Source organism: Aeromonas sp. FDAARGOS 1419 (assembly GCF_019047045.1).
GTDB classification, from domain to species: domain Bacteria; phylum Pseudomonadota; class Gammaproteobacteria; order Enterobacterales; family Aeromonadaceae; genus Aeromonas; species Aeromonas veronii.
The window spans coordinates 4,392,695-4,417,969 of sequence record NZ_CP077209.1; the positions used below are offsets into that span (position 1 = coordinate 4,392,695).

The window sequence follows — 25,275 nt, forward strand, 5'->3', positions numbered from 1 at the left end:
TATTGATAATTTAGGTTTTTGCCACTCTCGCAACCTCGTTTTACACACTTCTGTCTGGCTGAACAGTTCAGCCTCAAATCGGTCTATCCTTTCGAATTTTCGAGCTGGTTATTTTTCCCCTCAGTCTGCAAAGTAGGCTGTGGCTTATTGCATTCAAATCAGGATTCAGGAGAGAACATGATCACCAATGCCGTTACCTTGGAACAGGGCGTAACCGTAACCCAACTTAAAGGACAAATTTATCTGGTTGCCGCTGATGGCAGCCGGAAGCTGTTGGCTGAAGGTGATGTGCTGCCTAAAGGGTCGGTGATCATGTCGCCGGATGGCGCCAGTTTCATGGGCGGCGGACAGTCGTTCAATGTGCAACCAGCCAGCGAGCAGAGTGAACCTGCCGAAGAGGGGGATGCTCCCCAGCTGGCGCAAAATGGTGCCGCTGGCACTCCTGATGATATCAATGCCCTGCAACAGGCGATCCTGGGTGGCGCTGACCCAACCCAGGCCTTTGAAGCCTCTGCAGCAGGCGGAGCACCTGCCGCCGGTGGTGGCGGTATTGGGGGCGTCGCAGGTGCCAGTGGCAACGGCGGTTTTGTCACCATCGACCGTACCGGTTCCGCAACCATTGCTGAAGCCACCTTCGATACCACCTACAACGCTAATGGTGAGCCACCGCTTGAAGCCGTTGGTGAAGATGATCCTCTTTTTACCTCCGCCAACCTTGTCTTGAGTGCGGATGCACAGGTGAATGAAGGTGGATTTATCACCTTTACTGCGACATTAGATGAACCTGTTTTTGGTTCTGACTTGGTTATTCAGCTTTCAAATGGTGCAGTGATCACCATTCCCGTCGGCCAGAGTTCCGGTTCAGTCACTGTTGCTGCTCCAGCAGACAGCCCTTATGTCGACCCGTCAACGATCACCGTTTCGATCACCGGTACTCAGGGCGGTGGTTTTAACCAGATCATCACCGGTTCTTCAACCACAACCCAGATTAACGATACTGTGGACACCACTACCGTGACCCTGAGCGCACCGGCGCAGGTCAACGAAGGTGGGCAGGTCACCTACAGCGCCAGTGTGAACAACGCCCCGCAGAGTGACCTGGTGTTGACCCTGTCCAACGGCGCCAGCATCACCATCAAGGCGGGCGAGCTGAGCGGCAGCGTGACGGTCGATGCCCCGAGTGACGACGTTTACAAAGATGGCAGCAGCCTGACGGTGAGTATCACCGGCAGCAGCGGTGGCAACTACGAGCAGCTGGACACCAGCAGCAAGGTGACCACCGAGGTGGCCGACACCGTGGATACCACCACGGTGACCCTGAGCTCGGCCACCAATGGCCAGACCGTGACCGAGGGCGGCAGCATTGTCTACACCGCCAGCGTCAGCAGCCCGGTGACCGGCAGTCCGCTGACCGTAACCCTCTCCAACGGGGTGGTGATCACCATTCCGGTGGGCAGCAGCAGCGCCAACAGCGAGCCGGTGCCGGTGCGGGCCGACGATGCCTATCAGCAGGGTAACGAGACGCTGAGCGTCAGTATCAGCGGTACCAGCGGCGGCAACTACGAGAGCGTGACCACCGCCGGCAGCGTCAGCAACACCGTGGTGGACGACAGCGACGTGACCACCGTGACCCTGCGCGGGCCAGGCAGTGTGGTGGAGGGCGAGGCTACGGCGACCTACACCGTGACCCTGAGCAATGCAGCACCGGTCGGTAGCATCGTGACCCTGAGCTACACCTACACTACTGCCAGTGGTGCTGACATCACCGAGACCACACAGGCGGTTATTGGTGCCGATGGCAAGACGGCAATGTTTAGCATTGCGACGTTGGTTGACTCTACTTATGAAGGAAACGAAATTTTTGAGGTCTCTGTCAGCGGCATTCAAGTGCCTGCAGGTACTTTAGGTTTTGAGAAACTGGATCTGTCAGACGCGAAAATCAAGACGATTATCACTGATGATGCAGACCGTCCAACCCTGGCCGTCAGCAACGCCGGCGACGTAAATGAAGGCAGCAATGCCGTGTTCAATGTCAGCCTGTCCAATGCCACCGAAGCACCGCTGGTCATCAACCTCGGCCTGGTGTACGGCACTGCTGAAGCTGCCGACCTTGGCACCATGACCGTCACTTATGTGGACGGCAATGGTCAGACCCAAACCTTGACTGTGGCCACCAATGGCGATGTGACTGTTCCGGCGGGTGTCACCAACCTGACCGTGACCGTCGCCACGACCCAGGACAGCGTCTACGAAGGCCCTGAAACCTTCAGCCTGAAGGTGACCGAAGCCAATGGCATCACCACCAATGGCGCTGCTGGCGTCAGCGGCAATGCCACCATCAAAGACGATGGTACCGGCCCTGGCTTGACCCCGGACAATGACAAGCCTGCTCTGGCCGTCAGCAACGCCGGCGACGTAAATGAAGGCAGCAATGCCGTGTTCAATGTCAGCCTGTCCAATGCCACCGAAGCACCGCTGGTCATCAACCTCGGCCTGGTGTACGGCACTGCTGAAGCTGCCGACCTTGGCACCATGACCGTCACTTATGTGGGCGGCAATGGTCAGACCCAAACCTTGACTGTGGCCGCCAATGGCGATGTGACTGTTCCGGCGGGTGTCACCAACCTGACCGTGACCGTCGCCACGACCCAGGATAGCGTCTACGAAGGCCCTGAAACCTTCAGCCTGAAGGTGACCGAAGCCAATGGCATCACCACCAATGGCGCTGCTGGCGTCAGCGGCAATGCCACCATCAAAGACGATGGTACCGGCCCTGGCTCGACCCCGGACAATGACAAGCCTGCTCTGGCCGTCAGCAACGCCGGCGACGTAAATGAAGGCAGCAATGCCGTGTTCAATGTCAGCCTGTCCAATGCCACCGAAGCACCGCTGGTCATCAACCTCGGCCTGGTGTACGGCACTGCTGAAGCTGCCGACCTTGGCACCATGACCGTCACTTATGTGGACGGCAATGGTCAGACCCAAACCTTGACTGTGGCCATCAATGGCGATGTGACTGTTCCGGCGGGTGTCACCAACCTGACCGTGACCGTCGCCACGACCCAGGACAGCGTCTACGAAGGCCCTGAAACCTTCAGCCTGAAGGTGACCGAAGCCAATGGCATCACCACCAATGGCGCTGCTGGCGTCAGCGGCAATGCCACCATCAAAGACGATGGTACCGGCCCTGGCTCGACCCCGGACAATGACAAGCCTGCTCTGGCCGTCAGCAACGCCGGCGACGTAAATGAAGGCAGCAATGCCGTGTTCAATGTCAGCCTGTCCAATGCCACCGAAGCACCGCTGGTCATCAACCTCGGCCTGGTGTACGGCACTGCTGAAGCTGCCGACCTTGGCACCATGACCGTCACTTATGTGGACGGCAATGGTCAGACCCAAACCTTGACTGTGGCCACCAATGGCGATGTGACTGTTCCGGCGGGTGTCACCAACCTGACCGTGACCGTCGCCACGACCCAGGACAGCGTCTACGAAGGCCCTGAAACCTTCAGCCTGAAGGTGACCGAAGCCAATGGCATCACCACCAATGGCGCTGCTGGCGTCAGCGGCAATGCCACCATCAAAGACGATGGTACCGGCCCTGGCTTGACCCCGGACAATGACAAGCCTGCTCTGGCCGTCAGCAACGCCGGCGACGTAAATGAAGGCAGCAATGCCGTGTTCAATGTCAGCCTGTCCAATGCCACCGAAGCACCGCTGGTCATCAACCTCGGCCTGGTGTACGGCACTGCTGAAGCTGCCGACCTTGGCACCATGACCGTCACTTATGTGGGCGGCAATGGTCAGACCCAAACCTTGACTGTGGCCGCCAATGGCGATGTGACTGTTCCGGCGGGTGTCACCAACCTGACCGTGACCGTCGCCACGACCCAGGATAGCGTCTACGAAGGCCCTGAAACCTTCAGCCTGAAGGTGACCGAAGCCAATGGCATCACCACCAATGGCGCTGCTGGCGTCAGCGGCAATGCCACCATCAAAGACGATGGTACCGGCCCTGGCTCGACCCCGGACAATGACAAGCCTGCTCTGGCCGTCAGCAACGCCGGCGACGTAAATGAAGGCAGCAATGCCGTGTTCAATGTCAGCCTGTCCAATGCCACCGAAGCACCGCTGGTCATCAACCTCGGCCTGGTGTACGGCACTGCTGAAGCTGCCGACCTTGGCACCATGACCGTCACTTATGTGGACGGCAATGGTCAGACCCAAACCTTGACTGTGGCCATCAATGGCGATGTGACTGTTCCGGCGGGTGTCACCAACCTGACCGTGACCGTCGCCACGACCCAGGACAGCGTCTACGAAGGCCCTGAAACCTTCAGCCTGAAGGTGACCGAAGCCAATGGCATCACCACCAATGGCGCTGCTGGCGTCAGCGGCAATGCCACCATCAAAGACGATGGTACCGGCCCTGGCTCGACCCCGGACAATGACAAGCCTGCTCTGGCCGTCAGCAACGCCGGCGACGTAAATGAAGGCAGCAATGCCGTGTTCAATGTCAGCCTGTCCAATGCCACCGAAGCACCGCTGGTCATCAACCTCGGCCTGGTGTACGGCACTGCTGAAGCTGCCGACCTTGGCACCATGACCGTCACTTATGTGGGCGGCAATGGTCAGACCCAAACCTTGACTGTGGCCGCCAATGGCGATGTGACTGTTCCGGCGGGTGTCACCAACCTGACCGTGACCGTCGCCACGACCCAGGATAGCGTCTACGAAGGCCCTGAAACCTTCAGCCTGAAGGTGACCGAAGCCAATGGCATCACCACCAATGGCGCTGCTGGCGTCAGCGGCAATGCCACCATCAAAGACGATGGTACCGGCCCTGGCTCGACCCCGGACAATGACAAGCCTGCTCTGGCCGTCAGCAACGCCGGCGACGTAAATGAAGGCAGCAATGCCGTGTTCAATGTCAGCCTGTCCAATGCCACCGAAGCACCGCTGGTCATCAACCTCGGCCTGGTGTACGGCACTGCTGAAGCTGCCGACCTTGGCACCATGACCGTCACTTATGTGGACGGCAATGGTCAGACCCAAACCTTGACTGTGGCCATCAATGGCGATGTGACTGTTCCGGCGGGTGTCACCAACCTGACCGTGACCGTCGCCACGACCCAGGACAGCGTCTACGAAGGCCCTGAAACCTTCAGCCTGAAGGTGACCGAAGCCAATGGCATCACCACCAATGGCGCTGCTGGCGTCAGCGGCAATGCCACCATCAAAGACGATGGTACCGGCCCTGGCTCGACCCCGGACAATGACAAGCCTGCTCTGGCCGTCAGCAACGCCGGCGACGTAAATGAAGGCAGCAATGCCGTGTTCAATGTCAGCCTGTCCAATGCCACCGAAGCACCGCTGGTCATCAACCTCGGCCTGGTGTACGGCACTGCTGAAGCTGCCGACCTTGGCACCATGACCGTCACTTATGTGGACGGCAATGGTCAGACCCAAACCTTGACTGTGGCCACCAATGGCGATGTGACTGTTCCGGCGGGTGTCACCAACCTGACCGTGACCGTCGCCACGACCCAGGACAGCGTCTACGAAGGCCCTGAAACCTTCAGCCTGAAGGTGACCGAAGCCAATGGCATCACCACCAATGGCGCTGCTGGCGTCAGCGGCAATGCCACCATCAAAGACGATGGTACCGGCCCTGGCTCGACCCCGGACAATGACAAGCCTGCTCTGGCCGTCAGCAACGCCGGCGACGTAAATGAAGGCAGCAATGCCGTGTTCAATGTCAGCCTGTCCAATGCCACCGAAGCACCGCTGGTCATCAACCTCGGCCTGGTGTACGGCACTGCTGAAGCTGCCGACCTTGGCACCATGACCGTCACTTATGTGGACGGCAATGGTCAGACCCAAACCTTGACTGTGGCCACCAATGGCGATGTGACTGTTCCGGCGGGTGTCACCAACCTGACCGTGACCGTCGCCACGACCCAGGACAGCGTCTACGAAGGCCCTGAAACCTTCAGCCTGAAGGTGACCGAAGCCAATGGCATCACCACCAATGGCGCTGCTGGCGTCAGCGGCAATGCCACCATCAAAGACGATGGTACCGGCCCTGGCTCGACCCCGGACAATGACAAGCCTGCTCTGGCCGTCAGCAACGCCGGCGACGTAAATGAAGGCAGCAATGCCGTGTTCAATGTCAGCCTGTCCAATGCCACCGAAGCACCGCTGGTCATCAACCTCGGCCTGGTGTACGGCACTGCTGAAGCTGCCGACCTTGGCACCATGACCGTCACTTATGTGGACGGCAATGGTCAGACCCAAACCTTGACTGTGGCCACCAATGGCGATGTGACTGTTCCGGCGGGTGTCACCAACCTGACCGTGACCGTCGCCACGACCCAGGACAGCGTCTACGAAGGCCCTGAAACCTTCAGCCTGAAGGTGACCGAAGCCAATGGCATCACCACCAATGGCGCTGCTGGCGTCAGCGGCAATGCCACCATCAAAGACGATGGTACCGGCCCTGGCTCGACCCCGGACAATGACAAGCCTGCTCTGGCCGTCAGCAACGCCGGCGACGTAAATGAAGGCAGCAATGCCGTGTTCAATGTCAGCCTGTCCAATGCCACCGAAGCACCGCTGGTCATCAACCTCGGCCTGGTGTACGGCACTGCTGAAGCTGCCGACCTTGGCACCATGACCGTCACTTATGTGGACGGCAATGGTCAGACCCAAACCTTGACTGTGGCCACCAATGGCGATGTGACTGTTCCGGCGGGTGTCACCAACCTGACCGTGACCGTCGCCACGACCCAGGACAGCGTCTACGAAGGCCCTGAAACCTTCAGCCTGAAGGTGACCGAAGCCAATGGCATCACCACCAATGGCGCTGCTGGCGTCAGCGGCAATGCCACCATCAAAGACGATGGTACCGGCCCTGGCTCGACCCCGGACAATGACAAGCCTGCTCTGGCCGTCAGCAACGCCGGCGACGTAAATGAAGGCAGCAATGCCGTGTTCAATGTCAGCCTGTCCAATGCCACCGAAGCACCGCTGGTCATCAACCTCGGCCTGGTGTACGGCACTGCTGAAGCTGCCGACCTTGGCACCATGACCGTCACTTATGTGGACGGCAATGGTCAGACCCAAACCTTGACTGTGGCCGCCAATGGCGATGTGACTGTTCCGGCGGGTGTCACCAACCTGACCGTGACCGTCGCCACGACCCAGGACAGCGTCTACGAAGGCCCTGAAACCTTCAGCCTGAAGGTGACCGAAGCCAATGGCATCACCACCAATGGTGCTGCTGGCGTCAGCGGCAATGCCACCATCAAAGACGATGGTACCGGCCCTGGCTCGACCCCGGACAATGACAAGCCTGCTCTGGCCGTCAGCAACGCCGGCGACGTAAATGAAGGCAGCAATGCCGTGTTCAATGTCAGCCTGTCCAATGCCACCGAAGCACCGCTGGTCATCAACCTCGGCCTGGTGTACGGCACTGCTGAAGCTGCCGACCTTGGCACCATGACCGTCACTTATGTGGACGGCAATGGTCAGACCCAAACCTTGACTGTGGCCACCAATGGCGATGTGACTGTTCCGGCGGGTGTCACCAACCTGACCGTGACCGTCGCCACGACCCAGGACAGCGTCTACGAAGGCCCTGAAACCTTCAGCCTGAAGGTGACCGAAGCCAATGGCATCACCACCAATGGCGCTGCTGGCGTCAGCGGCAATGCCACCATCAAAGACGATGGTACCGGCCCTGGCTCGACCCCGGACAATGACAAGCCTGCTCTGGCCGTCAGCAACGCCGGCGACGTAAATGAAGGCAGCAATGCCGTGTTCAATGTCAGCCTGTCCAATGCCACCGAAGCACCGCTGGTCATCAACCTCGGCCTGGTGTACGGCACTGCTGAAGCTGCCGACCTTGGCACCATGACCGTCACTTATGTGGACGGCAATGGTCAGACCCAAACCTTGACTGTGGCCATCAATGGCGATGTGACTGTTCCGGCGGGTGTCACCAACCTGACCGTGACCGTCGCCACGACCCAGGACAGCGTCTACGAAGGCCCTGAAACCTTCAGCCTGAAGGTGACCGAAGCCAATGGCATCACCACCAATGGCGCTGCTGGCGTCAGCGGCAATGCCACCATCAAAGACGATGGTACCGGCCCTGGCTCGACCCCGGACAATGACAAGCCTGCTCTGGCCGTCAGCAACGCCGGCGACGTAAATGAAGGCAGCAATGCCGTGTTCAATGTCAGCCTGTCCAATGCCACCGAAGCACCGCTGGTCATCAACCTCGGCCTGGTGTACGGCACTGCTGAAGCTGCCGACCTTGGCACCATGACCGTCACTTATGTGGACGGCAATGGTCAGACCCAAACCTTGACTGTGGCCACCAATGGCGATGTGACTGTTCCGGCGGGTGTCACCAACCTGACCGTGACCGTCGCCACGACCCAGGACAGCGTCTACGAAGGCCCTGAAACCTTCAGCCTGAAGGTGACCGAAGCCAATGGCATCACCACCAATGGCGCTGCTGGCGTCAGCGGCAATGCCACCATCAAAGACGATGGTACCGGCCCTGGCTCGACCCCGGACAATGACAAGCCTGCTCTGGCCGTCAGCAACGCCGGCGACGTAAATGAAGGCAGCAATGCCGTGTTCAATGTCAGCCTGTCCAATGCCACCGAAGCACCGCTGGTCATCAACCTCGGCCTGGTGTACGGCACTGCTGAAGCTGCCGACCTTGGCACCATGACCGTCACTTATGTGGACGGCAATGGTCAGACCCAAACCTTGACTGTGGCCACCAATGGCGATGTGACTGTTCCGGCGGGTGTCACCAACCTGACCGTGACCGTCGCCACGACCCAGGACAGCGTCTACGAAGGCCCTGAAACCTTCAGCCTGAAGGTGACCGAAGCCAATGGCATCACCACCAATGGCGCTGCTGGCGTCAGCGGCAATGCCACCATCAAAGACGATGGTACCGGCCCTGGCTCGACCCCGGACAATGACAAGCCTGCTCTGGCCGTCAGCAACGCCGGCGACGTAAATGAAGGCAGCAATGCCGTGTTCAATGTCAGCCTGTCCAATGCCACCGAAGCACCGCTGGTCATCAACCTCGGCCTGGTGTACGGCACTGCTGAAGCTGCCGACCTTGGCACCATGACCGTCACTTATGTGGACGGCAATGGTCAGACCCAAACCTTGACTGTGGCCGCCAATGGCGATGTGACTGTTCCGGCGGGTGTCACCAACCTGACCGTGACCGTCGCCACGACCCAGGACAGCGTCTACGAAGGCCCTGAAACCTTCAGCCTGAAGGTGACCGAAGCCAATGGCATCACCACCAATGGCGCTGCTGGCGTCAGCGGCAATGCCACCATCAAAGACGATGGTACCGGCCCTGGCTCGACCCCGGACAATGACAAGCCTGCTCTGGCCGTCAGCAACGCCGGCGACGTAAATGAAGGCAGCAATGCCGTGTTCAATGTCAGCCTGTCCAATGCCACCGAAGCACCGCTGGTCATCAACCTCGGCCTGGTGTACGGCACTGCTGAAGCTGCCGACCTTGGCACCATGACCGTCACTTATGTGGACGGCAATGGTCAGACCCAAACCTTGACTGTGGCCACCAATGGCGATGTGACTGTTCCGGCGGGTGTCACCAACCTGACCGTGACCGTCGCCACGACCCAGGACAGCGTCTACGAAGGCCCTGAAACCTTCAGCCTGAAGGTGACCGAAGCCAATGGCATCACCACCAATGGCGCTGCTGGCGTCAGCGGCAATGCCACCATCAAAGACGATGGTACCGGCCCTGGCTTGACCCCGGACAATGACAAGCCTGCTCTGGCCGTCAGCAACGCCGGCGACGTAAATGAAGGCAGCAATGCCGTGTTCAATGTCAGCCTGTCCAATGCCACCGAAGCACCGCTGGTCATCAACCTCGGCCTGGTGTACGGCACTGCTGAAGCTGCCGACCTTGGCACCATGACCGTCACTTATGTGGACGGCAATGGTCAGACCCAAACCTTGACTGTGGCCACCAATGGCGATGTGACTGTTCCGGCGGGTGTCACCAACCTGACCGTGACCGTCGCCACGACCCAGGACAGCGTCTACGAAGGCCCTGAAACCTTCAGCCTGAAGGTGACCGAAGCCAATGGCATCACCACCAATGGCGCTGCTGGCGTCAGCGGCAATGCCACCATCAAAGACGATGGTACCGGCCCTGGCTCGACCCCGGACAATGACAAGCCTGCTCTGGCCGTCAGCAACGCCGGCGACGTAAATGAAGGCAGCAATGCCGTGTTCAATGTCAGCCTGTCCAATGCCACCGAAGCACCGCTGGTCATCAACCTCGGCCTGGTGTACGGCACTGCTGAAGCTGCCGACCTTGGCACCATGACCGTCACTTATGTGGACGGCAATGGTCAGACCCAAACCTTGACTGTGGCCATCAATGGCGATGTGACTGTTCCGGCGGGTGTCACCAACCTGACCGTGACCGTCGCCACGACCCAGGACAGCGTCTACGAAGGCCCTGAAACCTTCAGCCTGAAGGTGACCGAAGCCAATGGCATCACCACCAATGGCGCTGCTGGCGTCAGCGGCAATGCCACCATCAAAGACGATGGTACCGGCCCTGGCTCGACCCCGGACAATGACAAGCCTGCTCTGGCCGTCAGCAACGCCGGCGACGTAAATGAAGGCAGCAATGCCGTGTTCAATGTCAGCCTGTCCAATGCCACCGAAGCACCGCTGGTCATCAACCTCGGCCTGGTGTACGGCACTGCTGAAGCTGCCGACCTTGGCACCATGACCGTCACTTATGTGGGCGGCAATGGTCAGACCCAAACCTTGACTGTGGCCGCCAATGGCGATGTGACTGTTCCGGCGGGTGTCACCAACCTGACCGTGACCGTCGCCACGACCCAGGATAGCGTCTACGAAGGCCCTGAAACCTTCAGCCTGAAGGTGACCGAAGCCAATGGCATCACCACCAATGGCGCTGCTGGCGTCAGCGGCAATGCCACCATCAAAGACGATGGTACCGGCCCTGGCTCGACCCCGGACAATGACAAGCCTGCTCTGGCCGTCAGCAACGCCGGCGACGTAAATGAAGGCAGCAATGCCGTGTTCAATGTCAGCCTGTCCAATGCCACCGAAGCACCGCTGGTCATCAACCTCGGCCTGGTGTACGGCACTGCTGAAGCTGCCGACCTTGGCACCATGACCGTCACTTATGTGGGCGGCAATGGTCAGACCCAAACCTTGACTGTGGCCGCCAATGGCGATGTGACTGTTCCGGCGGGTGTCACCAACCTGACCGTGACCGTCGCCACGACCCAGGATAGCGTCTACGAAGGCCCTGAAACCTTCAGCCTGAAGGTGACCGAAGCCAATGGCATCACCACCAATGGCGCTGCTGGCGTCAGCGGCAATGCCACCATCAAAGACGATGGTACCGGCCCTGGCTCGACCCCGGACAATGACAAGCCTGCTCTGGCCGTCAGCAACGCCGGCGACGTAAATGAAGGCAGCAATGCCGTGTTCAATGTCAGCCTGTCCAATGCCACCGAAGCACCGCTGGTCATCAACCTCGGCCTGGTGTACGGCACTGCTGAAGCTGCCGACCTTGGCACCATGACCGTCACTTATGTGGACGGCAATGGTCAGACCCAAACCTTGACTGTGGCCATCAATGGCGATGTGACTGTTCCGGCGGGTGTCACCAACCTGACCGTGACCGTCGCCACGACCCAGGACAGCGTCTACGAAGGCCCTGAAACCTTCAGCCTGAAGGTGACCGAAGCCAATGGCATCACCACCAATGGCGCTGCTGGCGTCAGCGGCAATGCCACCATCAAAGACGATGGTACCGGCCCTGGCTCGACCCCGGACAATGACAAGCCTGCTCTGGCCGTCAGCAACGCCGGCGACGTAAATGAAGGCAGCAATGCCGTGTTCAATGTCAGCCTGTCCAATGCCACCGAAGCACCGCTGGTCATCAACCTCGGCCTGGTGTACGGCACTGCTGAAGCTGCCGACCTTGGCACCATGACCGTCACTTATGTGGACGGCAATGGTCAGACCCAAACCTTGACTGTGGCCACCAATGGCGATGTGACTGTTCCGGCGGGTGTCACCAACCTGACCGTGACCGTCGCCACGACCCAGGACAGCGTCTACGAAGGCCCTGAAACCTTCAGCCTGAAGGTGACCGAAGCCAATGGCATCACCACCAATGGCGCTGCTGGCGTCAGCGGCAATGCCACCATCAAAGACGATGGTACCGGCCCTGGCTCGACCCCGGACAATGACAAGCCTGCTCTGGCCGTCAGCAACGCCGGCGACGTAAATGAAGGCAGCAATGCCGTGTTCAATGTCAGCCTGTCCAATGCCACCGAAGCACCGCTGGTCATCAACCTCGGCCTGGTGTACGGCACTGCTGAAGCTGCCGACCTTGGCACCATGACCGTCACTTATGTGGACGGCAATGGTCAGACCCAAACCTTGACTGTGGCCACCAATGGCGATGTGACTGTTCCGGCGGGTGTCACCAACCTGACCGTGACCGTCGCCACGACCCAGGACAGCGTCTACGAAGGCCCTGAAACCTTCAGCCTGAAGGTGACCGAAGCCAATGGCATCACCACCAATGGCGCTGCTGGCGTCAGCGGCAATGCCACCATCAAAGACGATGGTACCGGCCCTGGCTCGACCCCGGACAATGACAAGCCTGCTCTGGCCGTCAGCAACGCCGGCGACGTAAATGAAGGCAGCAATGCCGTGTTCAATGTCAGCCTGTCCAATGCCACCGAAGCACCGCTGGTCATCAACCTCGGCCTGGTGTACGGCACTGCTGAAGCTGCCGACCTTGGCACCATGACCGTCACTTATGTGGACGGCAATGGTCAGACCCAAACCTTGACTGTGGCCGCCAATGGCGATGTGACTGTTCCGGCGGGTGTCACCAACCTGACCGTGACCGTCGCCACGACCCAGGACAGCGTCTACGAAGGCCCTGAAACCTTCAGCCTGAAGGTGACCGAAGCCAATGGCATCACCACCAATGGTGCTGCTGGCGTCAGCGGCAATGCCACCATCAAAGACGATGGTACCGGCCCTGGCTCGACCCCGGACAATGACAAGCCTGCTCTGGCCGTCAGCAACGCCGGCGACGTAAATGAAGGCAGCAATGCCGTGTTCAATGTCAGCCTGTCCAATGCCACCGAAGCACCGCTGGTCATCAACCTCGGCCTGGTGTACGGCACTGCTGAAGCTGCCGACCTTGGCACCATGACCGTCACTTATGTGGACGGCAATGGTCAGACCCAAACCTTGACTGTGGCCACCAATGGCGATGTGACTGTTCCGGCGGGTGTCACCAACCTGACCGTGACCGTCGCCACGACCCAGGACAGCGTCTACGAAGGCCCTGAAACCTTCAGCCTGAAGGTGACCGAAGCCAATGGCATCACCACCAATGGCGCTGCTGGCGTCAGCGGCAATGCCACCATCAAAGACGATGGTACCGGCCCTGGCTCGACCCCGGACAATGACAAGCCTGCTCTGGCCGTCAGCAACGCCGGCGACGTAAATGAAGGCAGCAATGCCGTGTTCAATGTCAGCCTGTCCAATGCCACCGAAGCACCGCTGGTCATCAACCTCGGCCTGGTGTACGGCACTGCTGAAGCTGCCGACCTTGGCACCATGACCGTCACTTATGTGGACGGCAATGGTCAGACCCAAACCTTGACTGTGGCCGCCAATGGCGATGTGACTGTTCCGGCGGGTGTCACCAACCTGACCGTGACCGTCGCCACGACCCAGGACAGCGTCTACGAAGGCCCTGAAACCTTCAGCCTGAAGGTGACCGAAGCCAATGGCATCACCACCAATGGCGCTGCTGGCGTCAGCGGCAATGCCACCATCAAAGACGATGGTACCGGCCCTGGCTCGACCCCGGACAATGACAAGCCTGCTCTGGCCGTCAGCAACGCCGGCGACGTAAATGAAGGCAGCAATGCCGTGTTCAATGTCAGCCTGTCCAATGCCACCGAAGCACCGCTGGTCATCAACCTCGGCCTGGTGTACGGCACTGCTGAAGCTGCCGACCTTGGCACCATGACCGTCACTTATGTGGACGGCAATGGTCAGACCCAAACCTTGACTGTGGCCACCAATGGCGATGTGACTGTTCCGGCGGGTGTCACCAACCTGACCGTGACCGTCGCCACGACCCAGGACAGCGTCTACGAAGGCCCTGAAACCTTCAGCCTGAAGGTGACCGAAGCCAATGGCATCACCACCAATGGCGCTGCTGGCGTCAGCGGCAATGCCACCATCAAAGACGATGGTACCGGCCCTGGCTTGACCCCGGACAATGACAAGCCTGCTCTGGCCGTCAGCAACGCCGGCGACGTAAATGAAGGCAGCAATGCCGTGTTCAATGTCAGCCTGTCCAATGCCACCGAAGCACCGCTGGTCATCAACCTCGGCCTGGTGTACGGCACTGCTGAAGCTGCCGACCTTGGCACCATGACCGTCACTTATGTGGACGGCAATGGTCAGACCCAAACCTTGACTGTGGCCACCAATGGCGATGTGACTGTTCCGGCGGGTGTCACCAACCTGACCGTGACCGTCGCCACGACCCAGGACAGCGTCTACGAAGGCCCTGAAACCTTCAGCCTGAAGGTGACCGAAGCCAATGGCATCACCACCAATGGCGCTGCTGGCGTCAGCGGCAATGCCACCATCAAAGACGATGGTACCGGCCCTGGCTTGACCCCGGACAATGACAAGCCTGCTCTGGCCGTCAGCAACGCCGGCGACGTAAATGAAGGCAGCAATGCCGTGTTCAATGTCAGCCTGTCCAATGCCACCGAAGCACCGCTGGTCATCAACCTCGGCCTGGTGTACGGCACTGCTGAAGCTGCCGACCTTGGCACCATGACCGTCACTTATGTGGACGGCAATGGTCAGACCCAAACCTTGACTGTGGCCACCAATGGCGATGTGACTGTTCCGGCGGGTGTCACCAACCTGACCGTGACCGTCGCCACGACCCAGGACAGCGTCTACGAAGGCCCTGAAACCTTCAGCCTGAAGGTGACCGAAGCCAATGGCATCACCACCAATGGCGCTGCTGGCGTCAGCGGCAATGCCACCATCAAAGACGATGGTACCGGCCCTGGCTCGACCCCGGACAATGACAAGCCTGCTCTGGCCGTCAGCAACGCCGGCGACGTAAATGAAGGCAGCAATGCCGTGTTCAATGTCAGCCTGTCCAATGCCACCGAAGCACCGCTGGTCATCAACCTCGGCCTGGTGTACGGCACTGCTGAAGCTGCCGACCTTGGCACCATGACCGTCACTTATGTGGACGGCAATGGTCAGACCCAAACCTTGACTGTGGCCACCAATGGCGATGTGACTGTTCCGGCGGGTGTCACCAACCTGACCGTGACCGTCGCCACGACCCAGGACAGCGTCTACGAAGGCCCTGAAACCTTCAGCCTGAAGGTGACCGAAGCCAATGGCATCACCACCAATGGCGCTGCTGGCGTCAGCGGCAATGCCACCATCAAAGACGATGGTACCGGCCCTGGCTCGACCCCGGACAATGACAAGCCTGCTCTGGCCGTCAGCAACGCCGGCGACGTAAATGAAGGCAGCAATGCCGTGTTCAATGTCAGCCTGTCCAATGCCACCGAAGCACCGCTGGTCATCAACCTCGGCCTGGTGTACGGCACTGCTGAAGCTGCCGACCTTGGCACCATGACCGTCACTTATGTGGACGGCAATGGTCAGACCCAAACCTTGACTGTGGCCACCAATGGCGATGTGACTGTTCCGGCGGGTGTCACCAACCTGACCGTGACCGTCGCCACGACCCAGGACAGCGTCTACGAAGGCCCTGAAACCTTCAGCCTGAAGGTGACCGAAGCCAATGGCATCACCACCAATGGCGCTGCTGGCGTCAGCGGCAATGCCACCATCAAAGACGATGGTACCGGCCCTGGCTCGACCCCGGACAATGACAAGCCTGCTCTGGCCGTCAGCAACGCCGGCGACGTAAATGAAGGCAGCAATGCCGTGTTCAATGTCAGCCTGTCCAATGCCACCGAAGCACCGCTGGTCATCAACCTCGGCCTGGTGTACGGCACTGCTGAAGCTGCCGACCTTGGCACCATGACCGTCACTTATGTGGACGGCAATGGTCAGACCCAAACCTTGACTGTGGCCACCAATGGCGATGTGACTGTTCCGGCGGGTGTCACCAACCTGACCGTGACCGTCGCCACGACCCAGGACAGCGTCTACGAAGGCCCTGAAACCTTCAGCCTGAAGGTGACCGAAGCCAATGGCATCACCACCAATGGCGCTGCTGGCGTCAGCGGCACGGCCACCATCACCGACAACGACAGTGCACCGAAGGTGGCGACCATCGTGGGTGACACTGTGGTGGAAGGGAATGCCAACAGCTTTGCGGTGGGGTTGACCAACACCTCGAGCACCCCGACCACGCTGGCGCTGACCCTGGCCAGTGGCACGGCCACCAAGGGGGCTGACTTCAGCGGCACCCAGGTGACCGTCACTATCGGCGGGGTAGATCAGGTTGTGAACGTCAATGCAGACGGCACCTTCAACGTGACGATACCGGCCAACACCGGCAGCTTCAGCGTCAAGGTGAGCACCGTGAATGACACCGTGTTCGAGGCGAGCGAGAACTACACCCTGAGCGGTGCAGGCACCAGCAGCACCGTGACCGGCACGGCCACCATCACCGACAACGACAGTGCACCGAAGGTGGCGACCATCGTGGGTGACACTGTGGTGGAAGGGAATGCCAACAGCTTTGCGGTGGGGTTGACCAACACCTCGAGCACCCCGACCACGCTGACGCTGACCCTGGCCAGCGGCACGGCCACCAAGGGGGCTGACTTCAGCGGCACCCAGGTGACCGTCACTATCGGCGGGGTAGATCAGGTTGTGAACGTCAATGCAGACGGCACCTTCAACGTGACGGTACCGGCCAACACCGGCAGCTTCAGCGTCAAGGTGAGCACCGTGAATGACACCGTGTTCGAGGCGAGCGAGAACTACACCCTGAGCGGTGCAGGCACCAGCAGCACCGTGACCGGCACGGCCACCATCACCGACAACGACAGTGCACCGAAGGTGGCGACCATCGTGGGTGACACTGTGGTGGAAGGGAATGCCAACAGCTTTGCGGTGGGGTTGACCAACACCTCGAGCACCCCGACCACGCTGACGCTGACCCTGGCCAGCGGCACGGCCACCAAGGGGGCTGACTTCAGCGGCACCCAGGTGACCGTCACTATCGGCGGGGTAGATCAGGTTGTGAACGTCAATGCAGACGGCACCTTCAACGTGACGGTACCGGCCAACACCGGCAGCTTCAGCGTCAAGGTGAGCACCGTGAATGACACCGTGTTCGAGGCGAGCGAGAACTACACCCTGAGCGGTGCAGGCACCAGCAGCACCGTGACCGGCACGGCCACCATCACCGACAACGACAGTGCACCGAAGGTGGCGACCATCGTGGGTGACACTGTGGTGGAAGGGAATGCCAACAGCTTTGCGGTGGGGTTGACCAACACCTCGAGCACCCCGACCACGCTGACGCTGACCCTGGCCAGCGGCACGGCCACCAAGGGGGCTGACTTCAGCGGCACCCAGGTGACCGTCACTATCGGCGGGGTAGATCAGGTTGTGAACGTCAATGCAGACGGCACCTTCAACGTGACGGTACCGGCCAACACCGGCAGCTTCAGCGTCAAGGTGAGCACCGTGAATGACACCGTGTTCGAGGCGAGCGAGAACTACACCCTGAGCGGTGCAGGCACCAGCAGCACCGTGACCGGCACGGCCACCATCACCGACAACGACGCTCCTCCTACCGTGGTGATCAATAAACCTGCGGTGGTGTCCGAAGAGGGGCTGGCCAACGGGTTGGCTGATAACGCAGGTAATACAGATACCACCAATGCGACCATCGCCAGCGGCACTATTACTGTGGGGGATGTCGATAGCAGTAGTGTGACGGTCAGCCTCTCAGGTCCATCCGGACTCAAGTCCGGCGGTCTGGATGTGAAGTGGAACTGGGATGCATCAGGCAAAGTGTTGACCGGGTATACCGGTACCTTGGGTGGTGCGGACTACAAGGCTGTGCTTGATGTCAAGCTGACTTCACCAGCAGGTAGTACCAAAGGAGATTGGGGTTATGACGTTACTCTGAAAGGCGCCCTCGATCATCCGGTGACTACTGCCGAGGACACGCTGAGTCTCAACATCGGAGTCTCTGTTTCTGATGGTCAGAGTACTACGATTGGTTCGCTGTCCATCACTGTGGAGGATGATGCCCCCATTGCTGGCGATGCTGCCGCGGTTTCGCTGGTGAAAACCAGTATTCCTGATGTATTGACCGGCAAGTTCAGCATGACTGGTTATAGCGGGGATCGCACCAGCATTGATGGTGGCAAGTTCACCATTACGGCTAAAGGGTTCCTCTCTTCAACGTCTACTGTCTTGACCGGTGCTCTGGTTAATGGCTCGGGCGAAGGCATTGGTGTCAAGAGCTCGACAGCCCCTTACCACAATATTGAGAACGAGGTCGATTTCCGCAAACTGGCAGACGGCTCAGGGGTATCTGAAGAGCTGGTGATCAAACTGGATGCTGGCACTGTGGCTTACGGTGCCAAGATCGAGTTCAGCAAGATGTTCGGTGGTGAGCTGGAGAGCGGCGTGGTCGAGTTCTACCGTGATGGAGTTCTGATCTCAACACTTCCCTTTAGGTCGGATGCGGCGGGGGGAGAGTACAACCAGAACTTCCAAGTGCAGCAGGGTGGTTTTGACACCATGGTGATCAAAGCAACCGATAACGGCAATTCGTTCAACGTCAAGGACAACAGCGACTTTACCGTCAAGTCTATCGAGTTCCTTGGCTCCTCTACTCCGCAGGCGATTGCCTATGGCTCGGGGACAGTGGGACCGCAATGGGGAGCTGATGGTAAAGGGCGTCTGGAGCTGGTTACCGGCACCGTTGAAACGGGTCTGAAAACGGCTGCAGGTCTGGCAATTACCATTACCGCGGAAGGTGCCAACAGCATGGTTGGCAAGGCCAGTGATGGCAGCTTGATCTTCAAGATGCAATTCACGCCTGCAACGGGCAAGTGGGAATTCTTCCAGTATGCAGAGATGCAGCGTCCGGTTGGTGATGGCGACATCGACTTCACCTTCAAGGCCTATGATCGGGACGGTGACGGCTCGCAAGGCAGCTTTGCTGTCAACCCGCTGGCGCGCCCTGATGTAACCGGCGTATCGAGTGCCGCTGTGGTTGAAGGGGCTACCTTGCAGCATGTTGTGACCTTGAGTGGTGCGACTAATGTAGTGACTGAGTACAGCCTCTCAATCGCGGGCAGTGGTACTCATGCTGCCTCTAACTCTGACTGGGGAACTCTGCAGTTCAGTCACGGTGTTACCTATAACAGCAGCACAGGCAAAATCTCAGTACCAGCCGGTGTGACGAGCTTTACCGTGTCAGTGCCGACAGTGAATGACAAGCTGGTAGAACAGACTGAAACCTTGACTCTGACAGTAGGTGGTGCGACCGGAGCCGGAACGATTACTGACAACGATCTCTCTGTGCGATTGGGCAATGGTCTGGTTGATGAAGATGGTTTGTCTGGCGGAAATGCACACTTGCCTGAGCCTGTGGGTATGCCTGCTAGCGGCCCGCTTTCTGTGACTCAGTCGCTGCAGGTGACTGATGGCAGTGGTGGCAATGTCTCTGGCGTACAACTCAAACTTGTTGGCATTACGGGTCTGAGCGGGGTGACGGGTATTGATGGTCAGCCGGTCAATGTTGTTCAGGATGGCGCCGGGCTCAAAGGGTACTTTGGTAACAACCCCGCCAATGTAGCCTTTACCGTGACGGTGGATAACAGTGCCAATCCACCGAGCTACACCTTTACTCTGCTCAAGCCGCTTAGCCACACAGTAGATGGCCAGAGCACAGTGTTGACCAGCCAGGACGAATTGCGCTTTACCGTCAACTATGAGGTAAGCAAGTCTGGAGCTGAGACTGCGACTGGCTCGTTTGACTTGGCTGTGCGTGACGATGTACCGGTTGCTGGCCCGATCTTCCATGCCGTGGAGTCAGAAACCAAAGTTGGTGCCAACGTACAGCTGGTTTTGGATGTTTCCGGTTCTATGGGCTTTGCAGCCGGTAATGGAAAGACTCGCTTGGAAGTTATGAAAGAGTCTGCCAACCAGTTGCTGGATCAATATCTGGCGCAAGGGCAAACCCGGGTGCAGTTGGTATTGTTCAGTTCTGAAGCACGTATTGTGAATCAGGGAACAAGTGGTAGCCCCATCTACTGGATGACTGTTGAGCAGGCCAAAGGATGGATTAATGGCTTGACTGCAAATGGTGGAACGGATTACGACGACGCCATTAAATGGGCTGAGAGTTTTTGGAGTGGCAATAGTAATGCAAGACCGTTAACCGGAGCTTCCAACGTAAGCTATTTCCTCTCTGATGGCGTACCGGAAGGTAGCGATGGCAGCAATCCCAACACCATTGAGGCGAGTGAACTTGCAGCATGGACGAAACATCTGCAGAACAATAAGGTGACTGCGCTTGCATACGGCATGGGGAACAGTGTGCCAGCTGGCGAGCTGGACAAAGTTGCATTCGATGGTTACTTGAATGTGGATGGCAATGCGGTAATTGTCCCGGACGTGACCAAGTTGCCACCCATTCTGTTGCAATCTGTGGTGCAGCCGATAGGCGGTAATTTGTTGAGCGGTGTTGAGGGATATGGAGTTGGTGCTGATGGTGGTTTTGTTGGCCAACTTACGATCCGCGGCGTGACGTATAACTTTGACGGCAGCACAGTTACTACTGCAGGCAGTTCGAGCGCGCTCAGCCATAGCTTTGATGCAGCAACCAAAACGCTGACTATCTACATCGATAACAAGCATTCGTTGATTGTCGATCTTGATAACGGCAGTTATCAGTTCTTTGGTGCTGCAGTGTCGCCCTCGGTCAAGCTTGATTTCGGTTACACCTTGAAAGATCTCGATGGTGACACTAGTGCAAGCACGCTGACCTTTGTTGTGGGTTATGACATCAAGTCAACGGGCGATATGATCGACTCTGTGCAGATGTATGACCCCACAGCCAGTAATCAGAAAGTGCAATGGTCGACATCCGGAACTGGCACCCCGATCGACAAGACGCTGCAGCACGTTGAAAACGGCATAGTTGTCGATGTGGGTGTCGGTGGCGACAAGGTCTACCTGGGTAAGGGTAACGATATTATCTATCTGGGAGACAGCCATGTATCCGGTTTCGATAGCAACGCTCAGCAGAAACAGGATGCAGCAGAGCTGGCTGTGGATAACTTCAGCCGTGGGGCCGACTCGCTTCTACTGCAAGACCCCAACAATGAAAACAGCGATCTGAAGATCACTGCAAACAGCAATGCCTATCTGGATATTGCTCATGGTGGTGGTGGTGATGACCGAATCTATGGTCAAAATGGCTCTGATGTCATTTTTGGTGGTTCGGGTAACGACCATCTCTACGGTGGTGACGGTAAAGATGCGCTGCGTGGAGGGAGTGGAAGCGATGTGCTGGATGGTGGAGCTGGTAATGACTATCTGATCGGTGGTTTGGGTAATGACATCCTGATTGGTGGGGAAGGGGCTGATACCTTTGTCTGGAACAAGGGAGATACAGTATCCGGCTCCCTGACCAAGGATTACATCATGGACTTCAACAAGGGGTCAGGCACCATCAACCGTTTGGAAGGAGACAAGCTGGATCTGAGCGATCTGCTGGATCACGATGGTTCTCACAGTACGACTGATCTGAAGAGTCTGCTCTCGGTGTTCCAGGACAATGAAGGGGTGCACCTGCAAGTCAAGGAGAACAGTACTGCGCCGGTGACTCAGGAGATTGTGCTGATGAACCATACCTTCGACAGTCTGACGGGCGGTTCTGGCACCACGGCCAACCAGGTGATCGATTACATGTTGACCAACAACATGCTCGATATCGACAAGTAAGCCCAACTCGGGGCAATAAAAAAGCGGCAGAGCAATCTGCCGCTTTTTTTATCTTTGCAGGGAAGCGAAATCAGTTGCCGAGGGTGGCGAACAGGCTCTGCTCCAGGGTGCCGCGGGAGACGCAGACCGGCTTGATGGACGGGGCCGGTACGCGCTCGCCTGAGGATTCAACGAAGAACAGCTCGGTGTTGCCCTTGACGTTGACGGTGGCCACGCTGCTGTTGCCGCTCTGGGTGATGATCAGGTTGATCTGCAGGTTCGGGTTGCCCAGTGCAACTTTGGAACCCATAGTACCGCAGTCCAGCCACTCCAGCCCGTCGGCTGACTGGTTGACGTTGGCGGTCATCAGGCCGGAACCACGCTGGCTGTTTTCGATGGTGAGGCCGTGATCGGTGAACCACTTCTCGGCGCGAGCCCACACCAGATCCACCGGGATCGCCATTTCCTGAGTATTGTTGGTTGCCTTGGCAATTGGCGGGTTGTAGCGATACTCCTCACCGCCGTTATTGTCACCAGCACAACCAACCAGCAGCAGCGCCAATGCGCTCCCCATAATCTTTTTCATCTTGTTTCTCTCGTCCATATCACCAGGCCATTGGCCAACCGGCGCCTATTATCGCCGGAGCGACAATCTCTGTCAGCAACCATCCAGCGTTCGATGTTATGGGGAGGTGATCGGGGTGCTTTACAAAATTGGTTTGCTATCATAGATTTGCTCGAAATTCCTCCATAAGCGCCCCTGTGACCAACATGCTCACCCCGGATCTGCTGCAGCAGATCATCGACCAATTGCCAATGAGTATCTTCTGTCGAGATAGTCATGGGCGTTACCTGTTCGCCAATCGTGAGTTCGCCCGTGAAGCCAAGCTGGAGTCGCCTGCCGAGGTAGTCGGCAAGACAGATGCAGAGATGCCATGGGGCGATCTCTTTCGCAGTGAGGATGAGCAGCTGCTTGCCGGAGGCGTGCCGATGCTGTATCAGCAGCTTCATTGCAACCGGGGCGGGAATACCTGCTGGATGGAGGTGCACAAGGTGCCTCTTTACACTCCGCAGGGGGAAGCTTGCGCAGTGTTCGGCGTGGTTAACGAGATTGCCCAGCGCAAGAGCCTGGAACAGACGGTCAAAAAGCAGCAGTTGTTGCAGCGTTTTTTGCTCGATGCCATTCCTGACCTGATCCGTTTCGATGATCACAACGGGGTATTGCTGGAGTGCAATCAGGCGTTTCTCGACTTTATCGGCCATGGGGCCGATGAGGTGCTGGGGCAGCAGCTGCCGTTCCGGTTGGCGGCGCCGCAGGGGATGGGCCACGGCGAGTGCTGTCTGCTGGATGCCAGCGGGCAGGGGCGACACATGGAGATCACCCGGGTCGATGTCCCCGATGGTGACGGCCACTCCCTCGGGATCCTGACGCTGGGGCGTGACATCACCGGCCTGCGCACCACTCAGGCGCAGTTGCAGCAGGAGCAGCACTACGACAGTCTGACCGGGCTGCTCAAACTCTCCCGGTTCTTGCAGACCAGCCGCCATCTTGGGGGACGCAGTGCCACATTGGTGCTGGTCGATCTGCACCATTTTCGTGAAATCAACGATCGCTTCGGGATCCGGATTGCCGATCGCCTGCTGAGCCAGGTGGCCAAGCGGTTGCAGCAGCTGGTACCGCCGCGTTCCCTGCTCTGTCGGGTCGCTGCCGATGACTTCAGCCTGCTGCTGCCGGACTTCAACGAGCCATTGCAGGGGTGGAGCCAGCATCTGCAGCAGCAGTTGATGGAGCACTATCAGGTGGAAGATCATCGCATCCAGATCCCGGTGTTTCTGGGGCTGGCCCAGGGGCGGGCAAGCGATGCCGAGCGGTTGCTCAGCCATGCCGAGGCTGCGCTGGCGCAGGGCAAACGGCAGCAGCAGTACTGCACCCTGTTTGATCCCGAGCTGCATGCCCGGCTCAAGCGGCGTCAGCTGATCGCCGCCCAGTTGCCACTCGCCATCAAGTCCGCCCAGCTGGTTGCCGTCTATCAGCCTATTATCTGTACTCGCACTCACCGACTGCACGGCGCCGAGCTGCTCTGTCGCTGGCCCCATCCCGAGCTTGGGATGATCTCCCCCGACGAATTCATTCCGTTGGCGGAAGAGATGGGGATTATCGGTCAGCTTGGCCAGTTAATGCTGGAGCAGGGCTGTGCCCAGCTGGCGCAGTGGCAAACTGCGCTGCCGGATATGGTGCTATCCATCAATCTCTCGCCGCTGCAGTTCCGTGATCCGACGCTCTGTCAACGGGTCTCTGCCTGCATCGCTCGCCATGGTCTCAAGGCCAGTCAACTGGAGCTGGAGATCACCGAAGGGGTACTGATGGAGAACGCCGACGAGATTGAGACCAACCTCGACAACCTGATCGCCGCCGGTTTTCAGTTGGCCATCGACGACTTTGGTACCGGTTACTGTTCACTGGCCTATCTGCCGCGGTTGCAGGTAGCGACCCTCAAGCTGGATCGCAGCTTCACTCAGGGGCTGGCCAGCAATAGCGCGACCACCGCTATCGTGCGTTCTGTCATCGGGTTGGGCCATGAGCTGGGGATCCGGATCACAGCCGAAGGGGTAGAGACACCCGAGCAGCAGTTGTGGCTGACCGAGGCGGGGTGTGATCGGCTCCAGGGCTATCTGTTCAGTCGCCCCCTGCCGCCGGCGGAGTTCGCTGCCAGCTATCTGGCGTGAGAGATCGCTAGAAACAACAAGGCCACCGCAAGGTGGCCTTGTTGTTTTACGATGGAGGCAGGATCAATCCTGGAAGTAGGTGCCCCAGCCATCGTAATCCACCCCATATTTTTCCAGGATGGGCAGCATCTTGGCGATATCGGCGACGATCGCTTCGACATTCAGCTTACACTCGATGGTGGCATCGAAGCAGAAGATGGTGGCGCCGTCATCCAGCTCCATCTCTTCGGCATCGGTCACTTCAAAACCGGCCTTGAACAGGTCAACCGCTGCTTTTTCCAGACGGTCGAAATCCTGGCAGGCGAAGTGGTGCTCGATGTCGTAATCCGCATCGGGATTGCTGCCATCGGCCAGCAGTTCGTTGACGATCTCGGTGGTCTCTTCACGCCACTCTTGCATATTCAGACTCATGTTGCCTCCAGGCGGTATCATTGCGGCAAAGCATACTCGCAGAGTGGATTCGGCTCA

The 25,275-nt window shown here is 58.7% G+C and carries 4 protein-coding genes; 2 read left to right on the top strand and 2 right to left on the bottom strand.

Annotated elements, in window-relative coordinates:
* The first annotated feature begins 177 nt into the window (after positions 1 to 177).
* Positions 178 to 22,101, top strand: a complete 21,924-nt coding sequence (locus I6L49_RS20160; protein ID WP_216951696.1) for an immunoglobulin-like domain-containing protein — start codon at positions 178 to 180, stop codon at positions 22,099 to 22,101.
* Positions 22,102 to 22,171: 70 nt separating this feature from the next.
* Here the strand turns inward: I6L49_RS20160 and I6L49_RS20165 are convergent, their stop codons facing one another.
* Complete coding sequence (locus tag I6L49_RS20165; protein WP_005335330.1) at positions 22,172 to 22,666, bottom strand: hypothetical protein; 495 nt, start codon at positions 22,664 to 22,666, stop codon at positions 22,172 to 22,174.
* A 185-nt stretch (positions 22,667 to 22,851) separates the two neighbouring features.
* On the opposite strand from I6L49_RS20165, the gene I6L49_RS20170 reads away from it, so the two are divergent.
* A complete protein-coding gene (locus tag I6L49_RS20170; RefSeq protein ID WP_216951689.1) occupies positions 22,852 to 24,807 on the top strand; it encodes an EAL domain-containing protein in 1,956 nt (651 codons plus the stop codon).
* Positions 24,808 to 24,870: 63 nt separating this feature from the next.
* Here the strand turns inward: I6L49_RS20170 and rraB are convergent, their stop codons facing one another.
* The gene (rraB, locus tag I6L49_RS20175) at positions 24,871 to 25,206 is read right to left on the bottom strand and encodes a ribonuclease E inhibitor RraB (RefSeq protein ID WP_033114697.1); all 336 of its coding nucleotides are present in this window, start codon (positions 25,204 to 25,206) and stop codon (positions 24,871 to 24,873) included.
* Positions 25,207 to 25,275 lie beyond the last annotated feature (69 nt).

Excerpts from the sequence above, each read along its gene's own strand:
- I6L49_RS20160 (WP_216951696.1), top strand. The coding sequence starts at position 178 with ATGATCACCAATGCCGTTACCTTGGAACAGGGCGTAACCGTAACCCAA.
- I6L49_RS20165 (WP_005335330.1), bottom strand. The coding sequence starts at position 22,666 with ATGAAAAAGATTATGGGGAGCGCATTGGCGCTGCTGCTGGTTGGTTGT.
- I6L49_RS20170 (WP_216951689.1), top strand. The coding sequence starts at position 22,852 with ATGCTCACCCCGGATCTGCTGCAGCAGATCATCGACCAATTGCCAATG.
- rraB (WP_033114697.1), bottom strand. The coding sequence starts at position 25,206 with ATGCAAGAGTGGCGTGAAGAGACCACCGAGATCGTCAACGAACTGCTG.